The following is a 24,653-nucleotide window of genomic DNA, read 5'->3' on the forward strand; positions in this document are numbered from 1 at the left end:
TGTACAATCTTGCCGCATGGAAGGCAAAGTGAATTTTCTGACGATACCTTTCTCGAAACGTCGCAGACAGACCGTAAGGCGCACATCCAGGGCCGGAAAAGCAAACTCCGTTTTAAACAATGTTGCTGTTGCAAAACGGTCATCGGTCGGCGCAAAGATCGCTGCATGCGAAAGCGCAGGGATCCAACACATGTTATCCACCGACTTCGTCGTCGCCCGCAACGATCTGCAGCAATGCAAGACCATCGAGACGCAACTGCCCGACGCAGCCGCGCTGCCTGACGAGACGCTGCTGGTGAAGGTGACGCGCTTCGCCTTCACCGCCAACAACATCACCTATGCCGTGCTCGGCGATCATCTAAAATATTGGCAGTTGTTTCCGGCGCCCGAAGGTTTCGGCAACGTTCCGGTGTGGGGGTTTGGCGAGGTGATCGCCTCGAAGCATCCCGGCATTGCCGCAGGCGAAATACTGTTCGGCTATTTCCCGATGTCGACGCATCTCGTGATCGAAGCCGCCGACGTCAGTAAGCGAGTCTTGCGCGATGCCGCCGCGCACCGGCAGGGCGTGGCGCCGGTCTATAATGGCTATGCTCGGGTCAGTGGCGATCCCTCGTTCGCAGGCAGGCAGGGCGACTATCAGGCGCTGCTGCGCCCCCTGTTCATGCTGTCGTTCCTGGTTGATGACTTTCTCGCCGAGAACGAATTTTATGGCGCAAGAAGCGTGATGCTGTCGTCGGCTTCCAGCAAGACCGCCTACGGGCTCGCGCACCTCCTGCATGCGAGAGGCAACGGCATCAAGACGATCGGCTTGACCTCGGCAGGCAACACGTCCTTCGTCAAATCGCTTGGCTGTTACGATGAGGTCGTGACCTATGCGGACGTTAGCTCGCTGCCGACGAGCTCTGCGGTCGCCTATGTCGACATGGCCGGCAATACTCCATTACGTGCGACGCTGCACCAGCACTTCGGCGAGCAGATGAAATACAGCGGAATCGTTGGGCTCACGCACCGCAAGTCATCGCCCGATGATTCGGCACAGGCACTACCCGGCGCCAAGCCGCAATTCTTCTTCGTGCCGGACCATATTCGCAAGCGCGCCAAGGAGTGGGGACCGGGAGGCGTCGACATGCGGTTCGGCGCCGCATGGTCCGGCTTCGTTCCGAACCTGGAACGTTGGATGAAGGTGATCGAGAGCCATGGGCCTGCAGCCGTTCAACGCGCCTATCTCGACACCCTCAACGGCCGCGTGCCGCCGGATCAGGGGCTGATCCTGTCGCTGGCGTCGTAGGCACATAACGGTGCTTCGTGAAGGTGGCTAGCTTGCCGGGCCAATCACTGTCGAAGCATCGGCTCGTGCGGCTCGTACCTATGCTCGACATGAAACGACTTGGCCGTGATCAGCCAAGCGCCGTCGATGCGATGGTATGAGAGGTAGTCGAGATAGAGAAGCGTATCGATCCTGACGCGAACCTTGACCAACGCCTGCGTGGGGGACGCGAAATCCACCAGCAATAGCTGCTGCAGACGCGGCGCCTCCTTCGACTTGGGCGATGGTCCGGCAGCCAGCGCGTTCTTGAATTCCACCGCCGACAAACGACGCAGACTTCCGTCTCGCAATCCGTGCAATTGGGCACTCGGCGTAAATACCCCGTCGAAGCGAGATACGTCACCGTCAAACATCAGATCGAAGTAACGCTCCACCGCGTCAAGCAGAGACTGGTAACTGGCATGGTCGGGCATCATGGCTCGCCTCGGTTCGAGGGTTGATACCGTCACCGTGCCACGAGATGCCGAGGCAGGTCCTTGCCAACTGTGCCAATTTCAAGGACAATCACGCAATTCTATGCTCTTCCTGGCCATCAACGTTGGGCAATATGCCAAATCCAGATCTGGATCCGATTGACCGCCGCATCGTGGCCGAGTTGCAGGCCAACGGCCGTCTGACCAACGTCGAACTGGCCGACAAGATCGGATTGTCGCCCTCGCCCTGTTTGCGTCGCGTCAAGCGACTGGAGCGTAGCGGCTATATCGAAGGTTATCGGGCGGCGTTGCGACGCGACCGCATCGGGCTCGGCTTTTCAGTCTTTCTCGGAGTGAAGATCGAAGGGCATGCCAACGAAAGCGCGCTGCAGTTCGAGAAGGCAATCGTGGCGATGCCCGAGATCGTGGCGTGTCACCTTGTCTCCGGCGAGGCCGACTATTTCCTCGAAGTTGTCGTGCCCGACCTCGCCGACTATCAGCGCTTTCTGGTAGGCAAGCTCCTCAATCTGCCAATCGTGCGCGAGGTACGCAGCAATATTGCAATCCAGACCCTCAAAGCCGGAGCACCACTGCCCCTCCAGCACCTCGAACCACCGAAACCTCAAAAACTTCCGCAGAAAGTGAAGCCTGGACGACCGGAACGCCGCAACCGGCAAAGCTAGATGCGCCAATGCTTGGTTCGATGCCTCCCTTTCCGCACCGTCCGGAATAGGTATAGGCTCGCCCTCAGGAAAACGCCGCGAAGACGGCCGGTGATGGGAAACGCCCATGCTCGACAGGACGGACGACAGTTCGGTTGCCGCCGACAATTGGCTTGCGCAGTTCGAGGAAGCGCTCGGCAAACCCGACGAAGGGTTGTTGAAGACGCTGTTCCATCCCGACAGCTATTGGCGCGATGTGCTGGCGCTGAGCTGGAATATCCAGACGCTGAATGGCGCCGACGCCATTCTGGAAGCCCTTCCGCCGCTGGCTCACCGCATGGCTCCCGCAGGCTTTGCCATCGCACCCGATCGCGCCGCGCCGCGCAAGGTGATGCGGGCGGGCACCAACGCCATCGAGGCGATCTTCAAATTCGAAACCAAGGTCGGGCGCGGCAGCGGCATTATCCGCCTGATCCCCGATGCGGACGATGGCAACCGCCTGAAGGCCTGGACGCTGCTGACAGAACTCGGCGAACTCAAGGGCTTTGAGGAACAGCTCGGCATGAACCGCCCGCGCGGCAACGCCTATTCGCGGGACTTTCGCGGGCCGAACTGGCTCGACCTGCGCAAGGCCTCAGCCGGATATTCGGATCATGATCCCACCGTGCTGGTCATCGGAGGCGGGCAATCCGGGCTGTCCATCGCCGCGCGGCTGAAGCAGTTGAATGTCGATACGCTGATCGTCGATCGCGAGAAGCGCATCGGCGACAATTGGCGCAAGCGCTATCACGCGCTGACGCTGCACAACCAGGTGCAGGTCAATCACCTGCCCTATATGCCGTTCCCGCCGAACTGGCCGACCTATATTCCGAAGGACAAGCTGGCCAACTGGTTCGAAGCCTATGTCGAGGCCATGGAGCTGAATTTTTGGACCGGGACCGAGTTCGAGGGCGGCCGCTATGACGAGACGGAAGGCCGCTGGACAGTGACGCTGCGCTGCGTCGACGGAGCCACGCGCACCATGCATCCACGCCACGTCGTGCTGGCGACCGGCGTCAGCGGCATTCCGAGCGTGCCCGATATTCCCGGATTGGAGGATTTCGCCGGCAAGGTGATGCATTCCAGCCAGTATGACGACGGTGAGAACTGGAAGGGCAAGCGCGCCATCGTGATCGGCACCGGCAACAGTGGCCACGACATCGCACAGGACCTGCATTCCAGCGGCGCAAAAGTCACGCTGTTCCAGCGCTCTTCGACGCTGGTCGTCAGCATCGAGCCATCGGCGCAACTGGTCTACGCGCCTTACAATGAAGGCACGCTCGAGGACAACGACCTGATCACTGTCTCGATGCCGCTCAAGCTGGCGCGCAAGAGCCACGCGATGACAGCGGAAAAATCCAAGGTGCTCGACACGGAATTGCTCAAAGGTCTCGAAAGCGTCGGCTTCAAGCTCGATTTCGGCGAGGACAATACTGGCTGGCAGTTCAAATATCTCACCCGTGGCGGCGGCTATTATTTCAACGTCGGCTGCTCCGATCTTATTGTCAAAGGCGATATCGTGCTGAAGCAATTTGCCGATCTCGACACGTTCACGGCGGCAGGCGCCAAGATGAGGAGCGGCGAGACCATCGCCGCCGATCTCGTCGTGCTGGCGACCGGCTACAAGCGCCAGGAAGAACTGGTGCGAAAACTGTTCGGCGAGGCGGTAGAGAAGCGCGTCGGCACGATCTGGGGATTTGGCGAGGAGCAGGAACTGCGCAACATGTACAGGCGGACCGGCCAGCCCGGCCTGTGGTTCATCGCCGGCGGTCTTGCGCAATGCCGCATCGGCTCAAAACATCTGGCGCTGCAGATCAAGGCGATCGAGGAAGGGCTGTTGCCGCGAGGCGCGTGAGTTCCGTCTCGCGATCCCTGATTTGCCTGATGATGAAGGCTGCCGCGCGGCGCCAGGCTTCGTCGTTGTCGCCGCGGAAGCTGACGAGGCGTTCGAACACCACCTTCCGCGCCTTCACATCGATGATGTCGAATTTCGCCCATTGCACGAGCGTGCTCATCTTGTGAACGCTGCCGATCAGGAGAAGGTCGGCGCCGGCCGCCTGCGCCTTGCCGAGCAATTGATTGGCAGTGAGGTCACCGACCGAACAGGCGTTTGCCGGACAATCGAGGTCGGCGCTTCGCAGCTTTCCGCTCGCCGCCAGATCGGTACGCAGCGAGGCTTCGAAAGCGCGCAGGCGTCGCAGATGGTCGGCGCTTTGATCGGTGACTTCGCCCGAGGTGTCAATATGTTCGATTTCCGCGACTGCGAAGATGAGCGGCTTGTCCTGCGCCCGATCCAGCAGACGGTTCTGAATCAGCCACCGTGCGCCGCGGCTCCAGGCCACATTGGCGCCCATGCGCAGGTCAGTCTGCGCGACCGCGACGATCACCCCGGATCTGGCGTCGCGAATCTTGTAGGTGACCGCGTATTCCGTCCGGGTGATGCGCGTGACGATTCCGATCATCGACTGATCTGCGTCAAGTCCGGCGGCGATCCTGGCTTCGCAGCCCTCGCAATCCCGCAACTTGCCCGCTTTCGCCGCCTGGTCGTTCACAGCGCTGACGTCGACCAGTTGGTAGCGCCCGGACGCCTCGATCAGCCGGCGCGCTTCCTCCGTCGAAAGCCGCAGTTGCTCGTGGTCGATATCATCAGGGGGAACGTAGGCGGCACCGGCACTGAAATCCTCCAGCTCGAACGGAAAGACCGCGATTTTGATCGGAGGCGCCGCGGCCGTTTCGGCGGCTCCAGCCGGCGCGAGCGCGGCAAGCACGATTGCCTGAGCGAGGATAAGGGCGATGTAGCGCATGGACCACCTCGGGAACTGAGAACGCGGAGCTACCTTGCTCGTCGCGATATCGCGCGATCTGCTGCCCTGCCGAAACGGCAGCTTTCCCTGGAATGGCCGGGTGAAATACCCGATCTTGTCCTGCCCCGCTTTCTTCCCGGGGAATTTTGCTTCTATAGTCGAACCCAATGGGAGGGAGCTTGCGACAGGCATCCAACTCCGTGGCGAGGCCTGTGCCCGCCATCGATCTGAAGCTGCGGCTGGCGTTACGCGTCGCGGCGCTAGCGGCAGTTTGCTTCATCGCCGTCGCGGCCTACGCCTTGTTCGACAGCGACCGTGCCGCGAAGGCCAAAGCGAGCCGTATCGCCGAGATCGTGGCCCGGGATCTCTCGTTGCAGCAATCGCAGGCGCAGTGGCTCTCCGTCTCCATCAACGCAACGCCGGATTTGCAGGGAATCGCGGCGCTGATGGAGCCGGGCCTTTGCATTGCCTACCGCGACAACACCGGCGCGTTTCGCCAGGGCGTCTGCAGCGGAGCGCCTGCCGACGACATGGCTGCGCCCGAAAGCTTCGCCTCCCTCTATCGCGCCGTCTTTCGTCCGGGTGAACCGGTCTCGATGCCGGTCCTCGTGGCCGACAGCGCCCGGGGCATGGCGGTCGCGACCTTCGACCCGGCCACGCAGATCGGCCAGAGCTGGCGCGAGGTGAGCCGGCTGCTCTCCATCATGGCTTTCGCGCTGGCAGGTCTTTGTGTTGCGGTCTATGCGGTGCTGGCGCGGGCGCTGCGGCCGACCCAGGCCATTGCCACGGGACTGCGGCAACTGGCGGCAAACGATCTTTCCGCACGCCTGCCGCGCTTCGACCTTGCAGAATTGTCGGCAATTTCCGGCGTCTTCAACACCCTTGCACAGCGGCTGCAGGCAACGCTTGCCGAGCGCAACGCCTTGACGCGAAAACTGATCGAAGTGCAGGACGAGGAGCGGCGCCATCTTGCGCGCGAGCTGCACGACGAATTCGGCCAGTCGCTTTCCGCCATCGCGGCGCAGGCTGCCGCCGCCGCCCACACCGCGGAGCGCCAATGCCCGCCACTGTACGAGGAATGCCGGAGCATCTCGCGCACGACCGCGCATATGATGGAAACCTTGCGCGGCGCGCTGGTGCGCCTGCGGCCGCCCGATGTCGAGGAACTCGGCCTCACCCTCAGCCTCGAAAGCCTGGTTGCGAGCTGGAATGGTTTTGAGAAGGGCCGCACCCGATTCGAGATTATCGTCAGTGGCAACGCCGACGATTTGCCGCCCGGTGTCCGCGCCAGTCTTTATCGCATCGCGCAGGAGGCAATCACCAATGCAGCCAAGCACGCACAGGCTAGGTGCGTGCAATTGCGTCTCGAGGCCGGAGACGCCGAGATCGTCCTGACCGTCGAGGACGACGGCGAAGCGGCCAGCGCCAGCCTGACGCCGAAAGTCGGCATGGGATTGCTCGGCATGCAAGAGCGCGTGGTTTCGCTCGGCGGGACCTTGCAGTTCGAGCGGCAGGAGGCGGGCGGCGCCCGGCTCGTCGCGCGCATTCCCACGATGCGGGTGGAGCCTTAGAGATGGCAGACACTGCAGGCCGTACGCGCGTGATGCTGGTGGACGACCATGCCATTGTGCGCGAGGGCTATCGCTCGCTGTTGCAGAAGCAGGATCGCCTGCAAGTCGTCGCCGAAGCCGACAATGGGGCCGACGCGTATCGCGTCTACAAGGAAGCCAGGCCCGACCTCGTCATCATGGACCTGTCGATGCCGGGAATTGGCGGAGTCGAGGCCGTCAGGCGCATCCGGCAATGGGACAAGTCGGCGCGCATCCTGGTCTTCACGATGCACCAGAGCGCCGCCTATGCGATCCAGGCGATCAAGGCGGGCGCACGCGGCTTTGTCACCAAAAGCAATCCGCCCGACGCGCTGCTGCGCGCGATTACCGAAGTCATGGCCGGACGCATCGCGCTCAGCCCCGACATCGACCACGAACTCGCCATCAACCGGCTTGCCGACGAGCCTTCGGCAGTCGACACACTGAGCCCACGGGAATTCGAAGTCCTGCGCATGCTGCTGGCGGAGAAATCCGTGGATGAGATCGCAAACACGCTGCATATCAGCGTCAAGACCGCGGCCAACACGCGCTATCAGATCCGCGCCAAGCTCGGCGTCGCCTCCGACATCGAATTGGTCCGCCTGGCGCTTCGCCAGCGGATCATCGCGGCGGAGGATATCGGGAGCTAATCTGGAAGAAACGTGCCATGCGCAAATCCCCCTCGTGCTTCGGGCAGTTCTTTGCAACACTCCCGGCCAACAAATATCAGATCGGGAGAAGCGCATGTCGGCCATTCTCGGCTCGGGCGAGCACCGTTACCGCGTCGTCGAAAACTGGGCGAAGCTGCCGGACGGCTGGAGCCTGACCGACGTCGCCTCCGTCGCCGTCGACAGCAGGGACCGCATCTACGTCTTCAACCGCGGCGCCCATCCGATGGTGGTGCTGGATCGCGAGGGCAATTTCATCAAGAGCTGGGGCGAAGGCCTGTTCAACCGCGCGCATGGCCTGCACATCGATGCCGACGATAATCTCTATTGCACCGACGACGGCGACCACACCGTGCGCAAGTGCACCACAGACGGCAAGGTGCTGCTGACCATCGGCATCCCGAACAAGCCGGCGCCGTTCATGAGCGGCGAGCCGTTTCACCGTTGCACCCACACCGCGCTGTCGCCGAAGGGAGAAATCTATGTGTCCGACGGCTACGGCAATGCCTGCGTCCACAAATATTCGCCTGACGGTAAGCTCCTGAAGACCTGGGGCGAGCCCGGCACCGATCCCGGCCAGTTCAATATCGTTCACAACATCGCCTCCGACGCCGAAGGCTGGGTCTATGTCGCCGACCGCGAGAACCACCGCGTGCAGGTGTTCGACGGTAACGGCAAATACGAGACGCAGTGGAATTATCTGCACCGGCCGTGCGCGCTGTGCTGCTGCGGCGGCAAGCAGCCGACGTTCATCGTCGGCGAGCTCGGCCCCGGCATGGCCGTCAATCGCAAGGTGCCGAATCTCGGTCCACGGCTTTCGATCGTGGATTCAAAAGGCAAGCGCATCGCCCGACTCGGCGGCGAAAACGGCCCAGGGCCGGAGGCCGGCAAATTCCTCGCGCCCCACGGCATCGCGCTGGATTCCAGGGGCGACATCTATATCGGCGAGGTCGGCGTCACCGACTGGAAGACCAGCTTTCCGGATACGCCGATGCCGCCGGAGGTCGGGTTGACGCGCTGCCTGCAGAAGCTGGAGAAGATCTAGTCTAGGGCGGCCCCGACAGCAAAGTGCCGGAGCTTGCTATGGTCGGCGACCGGAACGGCCTCGCCCATCAAATAAATTGTGCTCACGCGCGAGGCCTTCTCCAACGATATCGAAGAAGGCACGCACGCGCGCCGTCTTCTTCAGATCAGCATGTGTCACGACCCACAATTCGCCAACCAGATCCGGCACCGCATCCGGCAGCGCGCGGGCGAGATCGCGATCCTCGTCCCCGAGATAGCAAGGAAGCAGCGCAAGGCCGATGCCGGCCTTCGCAGCGATGAACTGATTGACGAGGCTGTTGGTCCGGTAGACGAAGGCATCATCCGGCACCATTCGATTGAGCCAGTCGGCCGCCATGATACCGACTGCGGTCTCCTCCCATCCGATCAGGGCGTGGCGGCCGAGATCTTCTGGCGATGAAACGGCCCCGCCTATTTCTTTGAGATAGCCGGTTGCGCCGTAAACCGTCCATGCGACGTCGGCGAGCTTGCGGCCCCAGAGATCGCCCTCCTTCGGCCGCATCGGACGAAGCGCGATATCAGCCTCGCGGCGCGAGAGATTGAGGACGCGGTTGTCGACCACGAGCTCGACGACGATGCCGGGATGGGTTCGCCGGAACGCGGCGAGATGGCTGGTCAGCTTCCGATATGCCAGCGTCTCCGAGGAGGTTACGCGCAGGCGGCCGGAGGGACGGTGATCCCGCCCCGCAATGTCGCGGTCGATCGCGAGCGCCTCATCTTCCATCCGCTCGGCCGCTGCCGCCATCCGCTCGCCGGCCGGCGTCGCTTGATACGCTCCGCCGGGAAGCCGCTCGAACAGACGCACGCCGAGCCGCGTTTCCAGGGCATTCAGGCGCCGAAACGCGGTCGAATGATCGATGTCAAGCGCTTTGGCGGCGCCGGTGAGGCTGCTTGCCCGATGCACCGCCAACACGAGTTGGGGCTCGTTCCAGTCCTCCATGGCGCATGACGTAAGCGCCGCTTGCAGTTACGCAAGTGACGCTGGCGTATTCCCAACGTGCTTTCCGCCGCGCCAAACGTTACCTACCGCAACGGGAAGCGAGTGAGGAACTCAAGGTGACACCGATCCGGCCTTGCACCGGAGCGTGAGGCCACGGCCTCCTCGCATCGACAACCTTCAACACATGGGAGTCCGAGAAATGGGTGCTCCGTCCCCCGAACTTTGCAATCTCTGGCTGGCACGCGCGTTCAATGCGCAGGACGTTGACGCCGCGGCAGCGATGTACCACCCCGACGCCTCGATCGTTCAGGTCGACGAGGTCCATGGCGGCAGCAGCGTCGCGCGCGGCGCCGACGGCATCCGCAAGACGATGGCGGCCTATGTCGGATTGAAGCCGCACATGGATGTCGTCACCCATCACACGACGGTTTCGGGCAACTTCGCGATGACGCGATCGCAGTGGCTGATCAAGGGCACCGACGAAAACGGCAAGCGCACCGAGGTGCATCACCACGGTATGGAGGTACACCGCCGGATGCCCGACGGCACCTGGGTGTTCTTCATGGATCACCCGTTCGGCGCCGATCCGAGCTGGGCGGTCGAAGCTCCACCGCACACCGAATAGTCGCGCCATACAGCCCACGCCGGAGGCATGGGTGCAGACGGCGCCATCTTCGGTACGGCGGCGCTGCTCGGGCTGCAGAGCATCCTGACCAGCGCCGCCAAACCGTAGACGCCAGCGCAACGATGACCCATCGCCATTCCCCTGAAGTCTTCGAAAAATGCGTGCCTACCGTCGAATCGCCCGGCCCGGGCGGCCTATCACGATGGATTGACCGCGAATGTCCGGCATTGGCGAGGTCAGGAACCGGGGCTTTTTCCAGAGTCACGGCAGCGAATCACGCGTTCCCGCTGCTGGATAAGCCCCGGAACGCTCTTCACAATCCCGTCACGCTGCCTGTAGTATGCAGGGCGCATGCTGCTTCGCAGCTAACATGGGGGTCAGGAGCGTTACTTGAACGCACATGTCTCGCAGGGCGGTTGGCCGGTACTGGTGCTGAACGCGGATTTCCGGCCGCTGAGCTACTACCCGCTGTCTCTCTGGTCGTGGCAGGACGCGATCAAGGCGGTGTTCCTCGACCGCGTCAACATCGTCGAGCATTACGATCGCGCGGTACACAGCCCGAGCTTCGAGATGCAGCTTCCGAGCGTGGTGTCGCTCAAATCCTTCGTCAAGCCGACCACGCATCCCGCCTTCACCCGCTTCAACGTCTTCCTGCGCGACCGCTTCGTCTGCCAGTACTGCAACGCGCATGACGACCTGACCTTCGATCACATCATCCCGCGCAGCAAGGGCGGCCAGACCACCTGGGAGAACGTCGTCGCGGCCTGTTCGCCATGTAACTTGCGCAAGGGCAATCTGACCCCGCAGCAGGCAAAGATGTTTCCGCGGCAACACCCGTTCGCGCCGACGGTGCATCAACTGCATCGCAACGGGCGGTTATTTCCGCCGAACTATCTGCACGATAGCTGGCTGGATTATTTATACTGGGACACCGAGCTCGATCCGTAGGATACGGGCGTCTCAAAGTGGATCGTCACAGCGCGACGAGGTCACACCGTCGTTGAACCCAATCCGGCCGAGATAAGTTAGAAAATGCAACCGGTTAAGGGATTGCCGCCAGCGGCTTTCTGCGCAGCTTTAATGGATTTTCAGGGAACGGAATGCTATATTCTTTCCCAGAGGAAACATGATGTCGGCGCAGCCTCGAACAATCACTTCTACCGAAGCCTATATTCGCGACCTTGCGTCTCGGCACCGGGTAGTCTTCGTCCCAACCAAGCTCGACGTCTTCGCGCAAGACGTAACGCGTCTTGCTGCAGATGATGTACGCCTCGACGAAGTAGAATGCCTGCTCCTCGGCTTGCAGCGCGCGGGCCATCTCAGCCGCCCGGAGCTTGTCCATCTTCAGGCTCGATATCTGCGTGAAGCCAAACGGTGAGCTTCGACCCGTTCGGTGACCTTGCGACGGAGGGATATCTGCGCAACGTCGCGAAGGAAAAGGACCTCGACATTGTCAAGAGGCTCGAACACACGTCCTTCACGACCGGGTTAGACGCCGCCTTCGCTGCCCTCCGAAAATCCAACAAGCTTTCCTATGCCAACGTGCTGGAGACACACGGCATCCTCTTCAATGCCATCTATCCATGGGCCGGACAGGATCGGCTCATTACCGCACCTAACCTCACCGTGCGTAAAGGATCCGTCATCTTCGCCAATCCGGCCGAGATTCGTCCTGCTATCGAGTACGCACTGCGGAAGGGGCAGGATAAAGATTATCTGCGTGCGTATCCCGGCGAGATATTGGGATACCTTGCATTTGGCCATCCATTCCTCGATGGCAACGGCCGCACGATCGTTACTCTCTTCTCTGTGATAGCTCAGCGCGCTGGCTTCAGCATAGACTGGTCGGCGACGGATAAGGAGGCTTATCTAAGTGCGCTCACGAAGGAAATTCGGAGGCCCTCCAAAGGTCACCTCGACAACTATCTGAGACAGTTCGTTCGCGCCCCTATCACCCTCGATAACCTTACCGCGCAAATCGTTAAGGCCCCCGGTCTTGATGGCCGCGATCCTGCAGGCGACGAGAACGAAGTTGTGGGAGACATCGCTACTCCTGAAGTCAAGAAGCAATACGAGGCGATGCTCATCAAACGACGACAGAACGATTGAACGCCACGGCAGACCGAGTACCGTCGGGCAAGCTATTACCAAATCAATTGATCGGACGAGCAAAGACAAGTTTAATCCCGTTTGCCATCAAGAGCGGTATCGACCCGCCTCAGTAAACGGAAACGCCCCATGCTCATTCCCATCGCCGACGTGCCACGCTGGTATGCCGAACGAAAGTCGAAGGACACCATCGCGGTCAGTCATGGGACTGATGCCATTACCTGGGCACAGCTCGAGCGCAACGCCAACCGCCGCGCACGGGCCTTCGCCGCCAAGGGCGTCAAATCAGGCGATTTCGTCGCAATCGGGCTGCCCAACAGCAACGTGTTTTTCGAAACCACCTTTGCGGTGTGGAAATGCGGCGCGACGCCGACGTCGCTGACCTGGCGGCTGCCGCGCGGCGAAGCCGCAGCCGTACTCGACATTCTCAAGCCGTCGCTAGTGGTCGGCGGCCAGGCGGACTGGAATGCGCCGAATTCGCTGCCCGCCGACTTCGTCCCCGAAGGTTTTTCGGACGAGCCGGTAACCAATCCGGTAGCACGTTACTGGAAGGCGATGACCAGTGGCGGCTCAACTGGGCGGCCCAAGGTGATCCTCGATCACATGCCGGCGGTGGTGGAGACGACGGCGCCCTCCGCGCTCGGCATTCCGCAAGATGCGTCGCTGCTCAATCCCGGTCCACTCTACCACAACGCGCCGTTCATCGTATCCCACACCGCGCTGTTCAACGGCGGTCGCGTCACCGGTCTCGTCAAGTTCGACGCTGAGGAGACGCTGCGGCTGATCGAGAAGAACCGCGTACAGTGGGTGAATTTCGTGCCGACCATGATGCATCGCATCTGGGCTTTGCCGGACGGGGTGCGTAGCGCCTACGACCTGTCCAGCCTGCAGATCGTGTTTCACATGGCCGCTCCGATGCCGCCATGGCTGAAGGAGAAGTGGATCGAGTGGCTCGGGCCGGAGCGCATCTACGAACTCTATGGGGGCACCGAGCGACAGGGCGCCACGATCATCTCCGGCACCGAATGGCTGGCGCACAAGGGCTCGGTCGGCAAGATCGGCGACACCTGCCGCTTAAGGATCATCGGCGAGGACGGCAACGATGTAGCGCCGGGCGAGACCGGCGAGATCTATTTCCTGCCCAATGACGGCCCGGGCTCCACCTATCACTATCTCGGCGCCGAGCCGAAGCGCCGGCCTGACGGCTGGGAATCGCTCGGCGATATCGGCCGGCTCGACGCGGAAGGTTATCTCTATCTCGGCGACCGGGTCGCCGACATGATCCTGCGTGGCGGCGCCAACATCTATCCGGCCGAAGTCGAGGCTGCGGTATCGGCGCATCCCGATGTGCGCTCCTGCGTCGTCGTCGGCCTGCCCGATCCCGAATTCGGGCAGCGCGTGCACGCTATTCTCGAACTCGACCGGGGCACTGACGCGAAGGCTCTCGCCGACGGCATGGCTGCGTTCCTGGCCGACCGCCTCAGCCGCTACAAGCACCCGGAAAGTTTCGAGGCCGTCGATGTCGGCCCGCGCGACGATTCCGGCAAGGTTCGCCGCACGTTGCTGCGCGACGAACGCGCCGGCTGGTTGAAGGAGAACCGCGAATTCCGGATCATGCCGGCCCGCGCGCGGGCAAATGTGGAATGATCCTTAACTGCCCCTGGAACAATTGTGAATCTGCCCCCTTATGAGTCGCATGCCGGCCCATTTGGGGGGACACTTTCAAGACGGCCGTTTGCAGCATAGATTGTGATGAATTTCCCGCGCTTTCGTCCGAAACGCGCGCCGGTTCGCCAGGAGACCATCCATGCCTTCTTTGACCGAATGGAGAGTGCCGCCCGCAAACCAGCCGCGCCCGGGCGATTACGCCTTCGACCTCGACAAAGCGCTGTCGTCGGTGGTCGGGCTGCATTCGATCATTCCACCCGATGCGTTCAGCGCCGAGACGCTCGGCACCGAACGCGCCGGCAATGGCGTCGTGATCGATGACGGGCTGGTGCTGACGATCGGCTACCTCATCACCGAGGCGGAGGCCGTCTGGCTGCACCGTAGCGACGGCCGCGTGGTGGAAGGCCACGCGCTCGGCTTCGATTTCGAGTCCGGCTTCGGCCTGGTGCAAGCGCTCGGCGACCTCGACCTCGATCCGCTGCCGCTCGGTTCTTCTGCCACTGCTGCGATCGGCGACCGCGTCGTGGTCGGCGGCGCCGGCGGGCGCACGCGCTCGGTCGCCAGCCAGATCGTGGCAAAACAGGAATTCGCGGGCTATTGGGAATATCTGCTGGATGAGGCGATCTTCACCCATCCCGCGCATCCCAATTGGGGCGGCACCGGGCTGATTTCGAGCCGCGGCGAACTGATCGGCATTGGCTCGCTGCAGCTCGAACGCGAGCGCGAGGGCAAGGCCGAGCACGTCAACATGATCGTGCCGATCGACCTGTTGAAGCCGGTACTCGACGACATCAGGAAATTCGGCCGCGCCAACAAGCCGGCGCGGCCGTGGCTCGGCATGTTCACCACCGAAATCGACAACCGCGTCGTGGTGGTCGGTATCGCCGGCAAGGGACCCGCGGCGCTCGCCGAGCTGAAGACCGGCGACGTCATTCTCGCTGTCAATGGCGACAAGATCACCAGCCAGACCGGCTTCTACCGCAAGCTCTGGTCGCTCGGCAGTGCCGGCGTCGACGTACCGCTCACGGTCTACCACGAGGGCCTCACCTTCGACGTGGTGCTGGCCTCGACCGACCGCGCCAAGCTATTGAAGGCGCCAAGACTTCACTAAATGAAGACTTCACTAGATCAAGACTTCACCAGATTGAGGCTCATTGAAGGGATGGCGTGATGAGCGAGGCCGTGGTGGACGACATCGTGGCCGTGCTGCCGCCGCTGCTGCAGTCGCTCGAAGGCCTCGGCTTTGTCGCGCGCTATTTGAACCCGCCTGATTTCGATCGCGTGATGGAGGCCGCAGGCCAGCCTGACGAGGACTTGCGCGCAGTCCGCTCGAAGCTCGCAGAATGGCCGGCGGAGTTCGCAGATATCAAGACCTCCCTCGACGCGGCGAGCGATGCGGCACTCGCCGCGTTCGCTGCTCTGCGCGTCGTGCAAAATGGCAATGGCGATCTCGTCAGCGTGTTTCGCGCACTTCGCTACGCTCCGCGTGCGCAGGAGGCGCTATATGCGCTGGCTACAAAATTGCCGCCGGTGAGCGAGTTCTTCGTCGACCCGTCGCTGCGCGACGACAGCGGTCTCGCGGCGCGGCTGGCGGCGCCGGCCAATGCCAATACGGGCATCTTTCACGATCACAACGAGTCGGGCAGCCGCGGCGGCTTCTCCGCCTACGTGCCGGAATACTACAACCCCGACCGCGCGCTTCCGCTGGTGATGGCGCTGCATGGCGGCAGCGGCAATGGCCGCGGTTTTCTGTGGAGCTGGCTGCGCGACGCCCGTAGCCGCGGCGCGATCCTGGTCGCCCCGACCGCGACCGGCTCGACCTGGGCACTGATGGGCGACGATACCGATACGCCGAATTTGATGCGCATCATGGACGCCGTACGCTCACGTTGGAACGTCGATCCCAGGCGGATGCTGCTGACCGGGATGAGCGACGGCGGCACGTTCTGCTATGTCACGGGATTCGAGAGCGCCTCGCCCTTCACTCACCTCGCGCCGGTCTCGGCAACCTTTCATCCGCTGATGGCCGAAATGGCCGATGCCGACAGGCTGCGTGGCCTGCCCATTCACATCGTGCACGGCCGGCTCGACTGGATGTTTCCTGTACAGGTGGCGCGGCAGACAGCCCAAGCGCTGTCGGCCGCTGGTGCCAACGTCATCTATCGCGAGCTCGACGATCTCAGCCACGCCTATCCGCGCGAGATGAATGCGGAGATATTGCAATGGCTGAACGGCCAGGCCTGACCACGCCTGCCTCCAATTCGCTGCTGCGGCCTGATGTTCGGCTGCATGCTGCTGGGCTCGCTGATGAATGAATTGAAGTCGCTCAACCTGGCGACGGCCGCAGGGGCGGCACCTTCTGCCTCGGCTCCCCACCCGGCGCCGCCGAAGGCGCGATCGCAGGTCGGGGAACCATCCCTCGTCCTCCGCGTTAGTGAGCGGTCACGGAGGTATCGCATGCGGACGTTTGTCGGAATGATTTTGGGCGCACTGCTGCTGGTTTTCGGCGTCTATGTCTACGATTCCATGCGGACGTCGAGCGTCGCCAGCGGCCAGGTCGCGCAGGCTAATCGCACCCTCGTCAACTGGGATGTCGTGGCAGAGGACTGGAAGGCGCTGAAAACGCGCGCCCACGACGATTGGATCAAGCTCTCGTCGCGATAATTGCTTGATAACTTCCTGGCGAGATCAATCGCAGCATTCAAACGCCGTCGTCCCGAACAACGGCGTTTTGACGCCTGAAAACGCTCTAATTGCTCTTTTTCGCCTTGCGCGCGTCGGCAATCACCATCTCGAATTCCGCCATGGTCAGGATTCCCGGCACGCGGAACTTGCCGACGATGAAGGACGGCGTCCCCTTGAATCCGAAGGCCACCGCCTGATCGTGGTTGCGGGCGAGAATGGTGTCGATTGCCTTCGCATTCGAAGTGAGGTCGCGGTTGAGGCGGTCCATATCGATGCCGGCGCCTGCCACCAGTTCGCGGATGCGCGGTTCGGTCAATTTCGAACTGACGCCGATCATCGCCTCGTGCGCCGGCAGGTACTTGTCCTGATACTTGGCGGCGAGCGCCACCCGCGCCGCGTACTTTGAGACGTCGCCGAGAATCGGCCAGTCCTTCAGCACCAGGCGGACCTTGCCGTCGTCCTGCACCACCTGCTGGATCTCGGGCGCGATCTTGCGACAATACGGGCAGTTGTAGTCGAACCATTCGACGATGTTGATGTCGCCGTCGAGATTGCCGGTCGCGGGAGCGTCGGGGTCGCGGAGCACCAGGGCTTCGGTCAGGACGTCGTCGCCTTGCGCGAACGCCGGACGCGACATGCCGGCGCCGAACAGGGCCACGCCCGCGCCGAGCAAGCCAAGCGCTTCGCGCCGCGTCGGGCCCGGGATCGTCCCGGCCGGATTATTCGATCGCTTCATCTGGGTCTCGCCAAGGCTGCATTTCCTGTCTACGGCTGAGATAAGGATATGTTACGCGCCAGCATATAGAGCGCCACGGCAATAATGACCACGGCGAACACGATGTTGAGCGCGCCGCGGCGCTCGGCGAGGTGCCGCGCCGAACGCGTCCCGGCCAATCCGCCGGCGAGGCCGCCCGCCACGAACAGTCCCGCCAATGCCCACGACACCAGCCCGGACCAGGCGTAGCTGGCGGCCGTGGTCAGGCCGAACGCGGTGACCGCGACCAGCGAAGAGGAGACCGCGTTCATGATCGGCATACCTGTCGCCAGCATCAGGGCCGGCACGATCAGGAATCCGCCGCCGATGCCGAAGAATCCCGACACCGTTCCGGTGGCGAGGCCGAGGCCGACGATAGCCGGCATGTTCGCCATCGAGACCTTGACGTCAGGCAGGCCGATCCGCGAGCGCGTCTTCAGCATCAACAGCGCGATGACGATCATCACCAGCGCGAATAGCGCCAATAGCCGCTGACCGTCCATCATCTTGCCGAGGATCGAGCCGCCGAAGGCACCGGCCATGCCGGCCGCGGCGAAGATCAGCGCGCAGGACCAGATCACGGTGCCGCCGCGCGCATGGTTGGACAGGTTGAGCGCGGCGTTGGCGGCCACCGCGATCGCGCTGGTGCCGATCGCCATATGGGGCTCCGCCACGCCGACCACATAGACCATCAGCGGCACCGCCAGGATCGAGCCGCCGCCACCGACCAGGCCAAGCGAGAAGCCGACCAGCATCCCCGACGCCAGTCCCAGCACGCCCTGCGCGGTGGAGATGATCAAGTTGAAAGACTCTGTTGCACGGCGCGACCATAGAAGGATTTTCTGCAGATCGCCATGGCCGCAGCACAAAGCTGCACTGCAATACACATCAGCCGATCAGGCTGCGACATGCCCCCTCTCTGGCGATGCGCCCTCGCGGCCGGACAGCGCCATCAGCGTGCCGGTCATGCTCGCGATCAGCGTCTCCTTGCCGTCATGCGCCGCATAGGCGCGGGCCTCGCACACCGTCAGCGTGCGGCCGGGCTTGACGACGCTGGCGCGGAACACGAACCGGTCGCCGCGCGCCGGTGCCAGCAAGTTGGTCTTGAATTCTACGGTGAGAATCCCCGCACCCGGCGGCATCAGCGTGAAGGCGGCGACGCCGCAGGCATTGTCGAGCGCCGCCGTGATGATGCCGGCGTGGATGAAGCCGTGCTGCTGGGTCAGATCGGCCGAATAGTCCATCGCGAGATCGGCCTCGCCCGGCTCCAGCCGCGCGATCGATATGCCGAGCGTCTTCATCGCGCGCTGCTGCTCGAACATGGTGGTGGCGACCGCGCGATAATCCGGGTTCTTCGGTTGGTAGAGCGGCATCGGTCAGTCCATCGCCGGTTGTCGTATGATACGGTAGCGTATCACACCCCCTCCGGGTTAGCAATACGGTACCGTATCAACACTCCGTGGGACCGGACCATGAGCGATGCCAAGGGAGGGGCGCGAATCGGAGAGGCGCGCGCCGGCGAGGTTCGCCGCGAGAGCTGGATCGAGGCCGGCTTTGAGGAAATCGCCCGGACCGGCGTCGAGGGCGTACGGGTCGAGGTGCTGGCCAAGAAACTCGGCGTCACCAAGGGCGGCTTCTACCGCCGCTTCCGCGACCGCGCGGCCCTGCTGGACGCCATGTTGCAATACTGGAGCGCGGGCCGCATCGCCGCGATCGAGAAACAGACCAGCCTCGACGGCGCGACCGCCCGCGAGCGGCTGAAGGCGCTGATCGCGCTCTATTCCGAGCGCATGAACACCGAGGCCATGGCGGTCGAACTGGCGATCCGGCAATGGGCCCGCTCCGACGAGCTGGCGGCCAATGCGGTGGCGAGCGTGGACGCCGCGCGGTTGAGGAATGTCGGGCATCTCTATCGCGCGACGGGACTGGCGGCCGAGGAGGCCGACGCGCAGGCCTTCCTGTTCTACTGCTTCGTATTCGGCCAGAGCCTGCTGTTTCTCGAACGGGGCCAGCGCAAGCGCGCGCAACTGGTGGCGAAGTCGGCCGAAACATTGCTCCGCGAAGTATAGGCGCGGCCGAAACCTCCGGCCGCGCCCATGTCGATTGCTGGCTAGGCCGAGCCCTTCAGCTTCTTGTTGCATTCGCTGTAATAGCCGCCGCCCTTCTGGACCCACTTCATCCCGCCATTGGCGTTGCTGGCCTTGTTGGCGTTGTATTGATCGAGGCAGGTGTGGAAGCGCTGCTTCGTCGCCGTCTCCTTCGAATATTTTGCGTCGACCGCGCTCGGAAAAGTCGCGGGGCCGGATGGCGCCGCCGCCGGTGCGGCTTCCTTCTTGGCAGCCGTCTTCTCTTCCTTCGGCGCGGCGGCCGGAGCCGCAGCGGCGGCAGCGGGCGCGGCGTCGGCGCCGCACTGGGCTTTCCGGAAGTCGTTCCACTTCTGGCCACCGAGCGTGCCGGCGGCCTTCGCGGCCTGGTATTTGGCGCTGCATTCCTGCGCGGTCAGGGCATTCGCCTGCGAGGTCATCGCAAACGCAGCCAATGCCGACAGCGCACACGCGCCCAGTATTTTTGCTTGGATAGTCATCCCTGGTCTCCTTAGGGCAGTAGTCATCTGCGGCGACCATCCTAGCGCAACCTCAGCTTGCGACAACGCATCGGACGAACCCTGCGGTAAAAATTTTCTGACGGCGAACAGGCGCGATCCGCCGTCGCATTCAGCCCGCGTTCAGCCAAGGCCACGGAACGTTTGTGCAGGCATTGTGCAGGCCTCCTCCCTGCATTGCTGCAATCGCGTGGCGCATTTGTCCGGTGCAAGCGGATTTGCCATAAGGCGGCGTGAGCCTGATCCCCGCCTCGATATCCTCCGCCATGTCCGACCGCGCCAAGATTCTCGGCACGCTCGAGACGCTCGTCATCGGCGTCGCCGGCGGCCTCTTGTTTCTGTGGCTCAACCTGCCTGGCGGGCTGATTTCCGGCGCGATGGCCGCGGTGGGCATCGCCGCGCTGGCCGGGCGGCCGGTCACCATGCCGGCGATCCTCACGCAGACCGTGCTGGTGCTGCTCGGCATCACGCTGGGCTCGCTGGTGTCGCGGCAACTGATCCAGCACATGAGCGCCTATCCCCTGACCATCGGGTTGTTGGCGCTGGCGACGTTCTGCTCGACCTTCGGCTCGGGCTTTTATCTGCAGCGCGTGCATGGCTGGGACCAGACCTCGGCGCTGCTGGCTGGAAGTCCCGGCGCGCTGTCGCAGATCACCATGCTCGCCGCCGAGAAGGGCGCCGATGTCGCGGCAATCGCGGTGGTGCAGACCATGCGCGTAATCATCCTGACCGCGGCGCTGCCGCTCTTGCTGGCAGTGACCGGCGTGGCGCCGAGCGCTCCCATGGAGCTGATTAGCCTCGTCGTCGCCTCGCCGCTCGAGCTCGCCGTGCTGGCGGCCGCGGCCATCGCCACAGCGCTGCTGCTGCGGCTCGCCAAGTTTCCCGCAAGCTGGATGTTCGGCGCGATGATCGCTTCCGCCGCGCTGCACGGCACCGGCCTGATCGAGGGTGGGCTGCCGCCCTGGATGCGCGGCGTCGCGCTGGTCGGCATCGGCGCCGTGATCGGCACGCGCTTTGTGCGGATCAGCAAGTCGACGCTGCTCAGCCACATCAATGCCGGACTCGGCTCGTTTGCGGTCGCGATTCTCATCTCCGCCATTTTCGTCACGGTGATCATGCTGGCCACCGATGTGCGCTTCGCCGACGTCGTCGTGGCGTTTGCGCCGGGCGCGATGGACGCCATGCTGGCGCTGGCGCTCACGCTGCATATCGATCCGATCTTCGTCGGCGCCCATCATCTGTCGCGCTTCGTGTTCGTCTCGATCACGACACCCGGCATCGTGCATCTGTTCGGCCGCCCGCAGGAGGACGTGGACGATTAGCCTATCCAATCGTCGTCCCTGCGAACGCAGTGCGAACGCAGGGAACCCATAGCCACCGCTCGCGGTTGTCGACGGGATCGAGGCTCCGGCTTCGTTTCTCAATTCGCATTTGTGGTTATGGGTCCCTGCGTGCCGCCTTCGCTAAAGCTTCGGCGAGCCCAACGCTAAACCCCGGCGAAGCCTTGGCGAAGACGGGTCGCAGGGACGACGCACTGAATACGTCTTCGCGATCTCGCGGCATCATCTGCCCGAGCTCTGCTACTAACCTCCCGCCCTCCTTGAAGTGAGGGCGCAGGGAAGACCGGGTGCGCGCTGCACCCGCGATCTCGTGTGCAAAGTGCGCAAAAGAAAACGCACACGAGCATACAGGTTCAGCGGGAGCATCCCGGCCTTCCCTGCGCAATGGCTTTACGGCTTACTTCGTGCTCTTCCCGGCGAACGGCTTTCTTGCCACCGTCGCTACGCAGGAATGAATCCCAGCGCAACTTAATGCCAGCACCGCGGCATCAGAACCACACGACTTCGCCGTACGCGTCCTGCGCCTACGTCTTGCGCATTCCGCGTCCATCGCATCTCACCGCACGTTCGTGACGATCGCGAGCGCCCCTCAATGGGTGAGACGGGCGGAGTTATGCGACTGATTTGGGTGAGAACGAAAGCGGAATATTTTTGATTCTTTTTGTTTCTTGGGCTTGACGCGATTTCTGAAAATCAGAAGTGATTTGCCCGTCATGTTGATTTGTCGCAGCGTTGCATCGAGATTGCACTTGCACGCCGGGCAAATCAGTCGGCGGTCTCGTAGGGTGGGCAAAGCGCAAGCGTGCCCACCATCACTTGCATCGGACGTTGGAATGGTGGGCACGGCGCAAGTGCGCCTTTGCCCACCCTACGGCGCAGCTACGAGGCTGCCCGCTTGGCCGACACGATGCCCCACACGGCGATCGCCGCCATCGCCAGCGAGATCAGCACATTGTAGCCGGCAAGCGAGAGCCCGAGGAAGCGCCACTGCACCTCGTCGCAGCGGACCACCTTCACCGTGTCGAGACGCTGCAGCAGCGTGCCGGCGCTGCCGAGATCGACCAGCGGGCCGGAGCAATCGGTCGGGCCCTGCCAGAACTGCCATTCGACGCCGGCGTGATAGCCGCCGAGCCAGGCATTGGCGAGCGCAGCGAGCAGAAGCACCGCAAACCCGGCCAGCGTGACCTGCCGCGGCGCCCCGCGCGACGCGGCAAAGGCGACCACGAGGCCGAGCGGGACCGCCAGATAGTAGGCGTAGCGCTGTTCGAGGCAGAGCGGACAGGGGCGGATATCCAGCACGAGCTGGAAGAACCAGGCGCCGGCCAGCGTCGCGGCGGCGACGACCGCGATCGCCAGCGCCGCAACGACGACCGGATCGGCGGAACGGCGCGCGTGCGACGAATGGAGGGCATCTGACGTCACGGATGTTCTCCGGAGCATGGGTCCATGCTCAAAATAGGCCTCAGCCTCCTATCCCGCCACCGCCTGGGTGTCGAGACACCCACAATCACTTCCACGCGGGTTGACCCGGAAGCGCCGCCCGCTATATTCCGCCGGCTTCGCCGCACCGGGCTTCTGCCCCGCGACCGAAGGCCCCTGTGGCGGAACTGGTAGACGCGCTCGACTCAAAATCGAGTTCCGCAAGGAGTGCTGGTTCGATTCCGGCCAGGGGCACCACTCGGGCATCCGCCCGTCATCACCGCCTTCGCGGCCTTCCTCGCCTCAACGACAACAACTTCCAGACGGGCGCAGGTGTTCGTGGACGGCGGATTTGCACAGCTTTGAGCCTGCGCGCGCGAGGCGTCGCTGGACAAAGTGGAGAGGTCTCGCGCCAGATCTGCACAGGCAAGACCTCCGCGCCTACTCGATTGAGCATGATCCGCGGGGACGTCGAGCCTGCGGCGTCGCCCGGAGGACTTACCCCCGTGCCTCCTGCCAGTGGGGATAGGTGACATAGGCGGTAACCGCGCCTTGCTCGTGCGAGCAGATCGTGACCTTCTGGCCTTTGGGCATATGGACGATCTCGCCCGGCCCTGCGGTGACGCTGCCTGACTTTCCGGACACCGACAGCCGCCCCTCGAGGACGACCATCACATCATCGACGGCCATTGTCTCCTTGAGTGTCTGGTTCGGCCCATAGCGCCCGTACCCGATGGTGATCGGGGAGGCATGGCGCTGGTCGACCAGATTGCCCACAAACACGTCTCCGTCCTGTCCCGGGGAGCGCTCCAGCGCTGCGTCGGTGATGGTGAACTTGCGAACCTTCATGGGAATGCTCCGTCTAGCTGGTGTGTCGTCCTCGACGCCCGAGCCGTGCCTGGCGATCACCTTATCAGCGCCGGTCAGTCCGGAAGAGGAATGTGCTCATCCCGATCATCGACCGGGAGATCGAAGCGCCCCTTACCCCAGTTCTCGGCGCGCCATTCGGCTTTGGCCTCTTCGATGCGCTCCTGCGAAGACGCGACGAAATTCCACCAGATGTAGCGGGGGCCCGGAAGGGTCGCGCCGCCGAGGATCATCAGCCGCGCGCCTCTGTCGCCGGCCGCGACAGTGATCCTGTCGCCGGGGCGGAAGACCATCATCCGACCTGACTCGAAATCCTGACCGGCGATCGAGATCGAGCCTTCGACGATGTAGATGCCCCGATCCTCGTGATCGTGAGGCATCGGCAGTCGGCTTCCTGCTTCGAGCGCCACATCGGCGTAGAATGTTTCCGAGAACATCGTCGCAGGGGCCTTTTCGCCGTAGGCGTCCCCGAGGATGAGCCGGACCGAGACGCCGCTATCCTCGATAACCGGCAGCGCCTCCTTGCCATGATGCTCGAACATCGGTGCCATATCCTCGTGACGCTCGGGCAGCGCCAGCCAGGTCTGAATTCCGAACAGGCTGTTCGGACCGCTTCGGGCGGCCGCTGATGTGCGCTCGGAATGGGAGACACCGCGCCCGGCCACCATCCAGTTCAGCTCGCCCGGGCGGATCGTCTGATCGGCCCCGGTGCTGTCCCGGTGATGGAAGTCGCCGCGATATAGATAGGTGACGGTGCCGAGACCGATATGCGGATGCGGCCGAACATCAACGCCCTGTCCGGTCAGGAGCTCGGCCGGCCCAGCCTGGTCGAAGAAGATGAACGGTCCGACCATCTGCCGCTTCGGCGCCGGCAGGGCGCGCCGGACCTCAAAGCCGCCGAGATCGCGAGCGCGTGGAACAATGAGAGTTTCGATCGCGTCGATGCCCACCTCATCGGGGCAGCCGGGGTCGATTGCCGGGTTCCAACTCATGAGCGTCATCCTCTCTTGGGCTTCCGGGAGGCCTCGCCCTTGCCGATGCGAATGCCTGATTTCGATTAATCCGGACCGCGCGAGA

Annotated in this window: 26 protein-coding genes and 1 tRNA gene; 16 read left to right on the plus strand and 11 right to left on the minus strand. The window is 63.2% G+C overall.

Annotation, left to right across the window (positions count from 1 at the left end):
- Nucleotides 1-190: 190 nt before the first annotated feature.
- On the plus strand, nucleotides 191-1,288 hold the full coding sequence (locus tag LMTR3_RS15435; protein ID WP_065745945.1) for a DUF2855 family protein: 1,098 nt from the start codon (nucleotides 191-193) through the stop codon (nucleotides 1,286-1,288).
- 44 nt (nucleotides 1,289-1,332) lie between these two features.
- Here LMTR3_RS15435 and LMTR3_RS15440 read toward each other — a convergent pair whose 3' ends face one another.
- On the minus strand, nucleotides 1,333-1,740 hold the full coding sequence (locus tag LMTR3_RS15440) for a nuclear transport factor 2 family protein (RefSeq protein WP_065746005.1): 408 nt from the start codon (nucleotides 1,738-1,740) through the stop codon (nucleotides 1,333-1,335).
- Between the two features lie 134 nt (nucleotides 1,741-1,874).
- On the opposite strand from LMTR3_RS15440, the gene LMTR3_RS15445 reads away from it, so the two are divergent.
- Complete coding sequence (locus LMTR3_RS15445) at nucleotides 1,875-2,423, plus strand: Lrp/AsnC family transcriptional regulator (RefSeq protein WP_084029642.1); 549 nt, start codon at nucleotides 1,875-1,877, stop codon at nucleotides 2,421-2,423.
- A 106-nt stretch (nucleotides 2,424-2,529) separates the two neighbouring features.
- Entirely contained in the window at nucleotides 2,530-4,296 is a 1,767-nt protein-coding gene (locus LMTR3_RS15450; protein WP_065745946.1) for a flavin-containing monooxygenase, read from the plus strand.
- Here the strand turns inward: LMTR3_RS15450 and LMTR3_RS37615 are convergent.
- Nucleotides 4,256-5,245 (minus strand): DUF2380 domain-containing protein, encoded by a 990-nt coding sequence (locus tag LMTR3_RS37615; RefSeq protein ID WP_065745947.1) that lies wholly within the window; start codon nucleotides 5,243-5,245, stop codon nucleotides 4,256-4,258. The two genes, LMTR3_RS15450 and LMTR3_RS37615, sit on opposite strands and share 41 nt — an antisense overlap.
- Nucleotides 5,246-5,412: 167 nt before the next feature.
- Between LMTR3_RS37615 and LMTR3_RS15460 the strand changes: the two genes are divergently transcribed.
- The 3 genes from LMTR3_RS15460 to LMTR3_RS15470 all read left to right on the plus strand — a co-directional run bounded on the left by LMTR3_RS15460 (nucleotide 5,413) and on the right by LMTR3_RS15470 (nucleotide 8,547).
- On the plus strand, nucleotides 5,413-6,816 hold the full coding sequence (locus LMTR3_RS15460; protein ID WP_065745948.1) for a sensor histidine kinase: 1,404 nt from the start codon (nucleotides 5,413-5,415) through the stop codon (nucleotides 6,814-6,816).
- A 2-nt stretch (nucleotides 6,817-6,818) separates the two neighbouring features.
- A complete protein-coding gene (locus LMTR3_RS15465; protein WP_065745949.1) occupies nucleotides 6,819-7,484 on the plus strand; it encodes a response regulator in 666 nt (221 codons plus the stop codon).
- 94 nt (nucleotides 7,485-7,578) lie between these two features.
- Complete coding sequence (locus tag LMTR3_RS15470; RefSeq protein ID WP_065745950.1) at nucleotides 7,579-8,547, plus strand: peptidyl-alpha-hydroxyglycine alpha-amidating lyase family protein; 969 nt, start codon at nucleotides 7,579-7,581, stop codon at nucleotides 8,545-8,547.
- 36 nt (nucleotides 8,548-8,583) lie between these two features.
- Here the strand turns inward: LMTR3_RS15470 and LMTR3_RS15475 are convergent, their stop codons facing one another.
- A complete protein-coding gene (locus LMTR3_RS15475; protein ID WP_065745951.1) occupies nucleotides 8,584-9,507 on the minus strand; it encodes a LysR family transcriptional regulator in 924 nt (307 codons plus the stop codon).
- Nucleotides 9,508-9,706: 199 nt separating this feature from the next.
- Here LMTR3_RS15475 and LMTR3_RS15480 point away from each other — a divergent pair, with 199 nt between their 5' ends.
- Together LMTR3_RS15480 and LMTR3_RS15485 are read left to right on the plus strand one after the other, a co-directional pair.
- A complete protein-coding gene (locus LMTR3_RS15480; protein WP_065745952.1) occupies nucleotides 9,707-10,132 on the plus strand; it encodes a YybH family protein in 426 nt (141 codons plus the stop codon).
- A 390-nt stretch (nucleotides 10,133-10,522) separates the two neighbouring features.
- Nucleotides 10,523-11,080, plus strand: a complete 558-nt coding sequence (locus LMTR3_RS15485; protein ID WP_065745953.1) for an HNH endonuclease — start codon at nucleotides 10,523-10,525, stop codon at nucleotides 11,078-11,080.
- 94 nt (nucleotides 11,081-11,174) lie between these two features.
- Here LMTR3_RS15485 and LMTR3_RS38560 read toward each other — a convergent pair whose 3' ends face one another.
- Entirely contained in the window at nucleotides 11,175-11,474 is a 300-nt protein-coding gene (locus LMTR3_RS38560; RefSeq protein WP_065745954.1) for a hypothetical protein, read from the minus strand.
- Between the two features lie 32 nt (nucleotides 11,475-11,506).
- Between LMTR3_RS38560 and LMTR3_RS15495 the strand changes: the two genes are divergently transcribed.
- The 5 genes from LMTR3_RS15495 to LMTR3_RS15515 all read left to right on the plus strand — a co-directional run bounded on the left by LMTR3_RS15495 (nucleotide 11,507) and on the right by LMTR3_RS15515 (nucleotide 16,573).
- The gene (locus tag LMTR3_RS15495) at nucleotides 11,507-12,241 is read left to right on the plus strand and encodes a Fic/DOC family protein (RefSeq protein WP_065745955.1); all 735 of its coding nucleotides are present in this window, start codon (nucleotides 11,507-11,509) and stop codon (nucleotides 12,239-12,241) included.
- A 129-nt stretch (nucleotides 12,242-12,370) separates the two neighbouring features.
- Nucleotides 12,371-13,888, plus strand: a complete 1,518-nt coding sequence (locus LMTR3_RS15500) for an AMP-binding protein (RefSeq protein ID WP_065745956.1) — start codon at nucleotides 12,371-12,373, stop codon at nucleotides 13,886-13,888.
- Between the two features lie 160 nt (nucleotides 13,889-14,048).
- Entirely contained in the window at nucleotides 14,049-15,020 is a 972-nt protein-coding gene (locus LMTR3_RS15505) for a S1C family serine protease (RefSeq protein ID WP_065745957.1), read from the plus strand.
- 59 nt (nucleotides 15,021-15,079) lie between these two features.
- Nucleotides 15,080-16,153 carry a carboxylesterase family protein gene (locus tag LMTR3_RS15510; RefSeq protein ID WP_065745958.1) on the plus strand — a complete coding sequence of 358 codons (1,074 nt, stop codon included), beginning with the start codon at nucleotides 15,080-15,082 and terminating at the stop codon, nucleotides 16,151-16,153.
- A gap of 213 nt (nucleotides 16,154-16,366) precedes the next feature.
- Nucleotides 16,367-16,573, plus strand: coding sequence for a hypothetical protein (locus LMTR3_RS15515; RefSeq protein ID WP_065746006.1), 207 nt, complete (start codon nucleotides 16,367-16,369; stop codon nucleotides 16,571-16,573).
- Between the two features lie 85 nt (nucleotides 16,574-16,658).
- Here the strand turns inward: LMTR3_RS15515 and LMTR3_RS15520 are convergent, their stop codons facing one another.
- The 3 genes from LMTR3_RS15520 to LMTR3_RS15530 all read right to left on the minus strand — a co-directional run bounded on the left by LMTR3_RS15520 (nucleotide 16,659) and on the right by LMTR3_RS15530 (nucleotide 18,721).
- The gene (locus LMTR3_RS15520) at nucleotides 16,659-17,330 is read right to left on the minus strand and encodes a DsbA family protein (RefSeq protein ID WP_065745959.1); all 672 of its coding nucleotides are present in this window, start codon (nucleotides 17,328-17,330) and stop codon (nucleotides 16,659-16,661) included.
- A gap of 29 nt (nucleotides 17,331-17,359) precedes the next feature.
- Nucleotides 17,360-18,145 (minus strand): sulfite exporter TauE/SafE family protein, encoded by a 786-nt coding sequence (locus tag LMTR3_RS15525; RefSeq protein WP_065746007.1) that lies wholly within the window; start codon nucleotides 18,143-18,145, stop codon nucleotides 17,360-17,362.
- Nucleotides 18,146-18,244: 99 nt separating this feature from the next.
- Complete coding sequence (locus LMTR3_RS15530; RefSeq protein ID WP_065745960.1) at nucleotides 18,245-18,721, minus strand: PaaI family thioesterase; 477 nt, start codon at nucleotides 18,719-18,721, stop codon at nucleotides 18,245-18,247.
- Nucleotides 18,722-18,820: 99 nt separating this feature from the next.
- On the opposite strand from LMTR3_RS15530, the gene LMTR3_RS15535 reads away from it, so the two are divergent.
- A complete protein-coding gene (locus LMTR3_RS15535) occupies nucleotides 18,821-19,417 on the plus strand; it encodes a TetR/AcrR family transcriptional regulator (protein ID WP_065745961.1) in 597 nt (198 codons plus the stop codon).
- A 41-nt stretch (nucleotides 19,418-19,458) separates the two neighbouring features.
- Here LMTR3_RS15535 and LMTR3_RS15540 read toward each other — a convergent pair whose 3' ends face one another.
- Nucleotides 19,459-19,932, minus strand: a complete 474-nt coding sequence (locus LMTR3_RS15540; RefSeq protein WP_065745962.1) for a hypothetical protein — start codon at nucleotides 19,930-19,932, stop codon at nucleotides 19,459-19,461.
- A 251-nt stretch (nucleotides 19,933-20,183) separates the two neighbouring features.
- Between LMTR3_RS15540 and LMTR3_RS15545 the strand changes: the two genes are divergently transcribed.
- A complete protein-coding gene (locus LMTR3_RS15545; RefSeq protein WP_502686638.1) occupies nucleotides 20,184-21,272 on the plus strand; it encodes an AbrB family transcriptional regulator in 1,089 nt (362 codons plus the stop codon).
- An 897-nt stretch (nucleotides 21,273-22,169) separates the two neighbouring features.
- Here LMTR3_RS15545 and LMTR3_RS15550 read toward each other — a convergent pair.
- Nucleotides 22,170-22,730 (minus strand): disulfide bond formation protein B, encoded by a 561-nt coding sequence (locus LMTR3_RS15550; RefSeq protein ID WP_084029644.1) that lies wholly within the window; start codon nucleotides 22,728-22,730, stop codon nucleotides 22,170-22,172.
- Between the two features lie 152 nt (nucleotides 22,731-22,882).
- Between LMTR3_RS15550 and LMTR3_RS15555 the strand changes: the two genes are divergently transcribed.
- Nucleotides 22,883-22,967 (plus strand) — tRNA-Leu (locus tag LMTR3_RS15555).
- A gap of 240 nt (nucleotides 22,968-23,207) precedes the next feature.
- Here LMTR3_RS15555 and LMTR3_RS15560 read toward each other — a convergent pair.
- Nucleotides 23,208-23,558: a EutQ-related cupin domain-containing protein gene (locus tag LMTR3_RS15560; RefSeq protein ID WP_065745965.1), complete on the minus strand. Its 351-nt coding sequence runs from the start codon at nucleotides 23,556-23,558 to the stop codon at nucleotides 23,208-23,210.
- 74 nt (nucleotides 23,559-23,632) lie between these two features.
- Entirely contained in the window at nucleotides 23,633-24,568 is a 936-nt protein-coding gene (locus LMTR3_RS15565; RefSeq protein ID WP_065746008.1) for a pirin family protein, read from the minus strand.
- Nucleotides 24,569-24,653 lie beyond the last annotated feature (85 nt).

This window comes from Bradyrhizobium sp. LMTR 3, from assembly GCF_001693485.1.
In the GTDB taxonomy this organism is placed as follows: Bacteria; Pseudomonadota; Alphaproteobacteria; order Rhizobiales; family Xanthobacteraceae; genus Bradyrhizobium.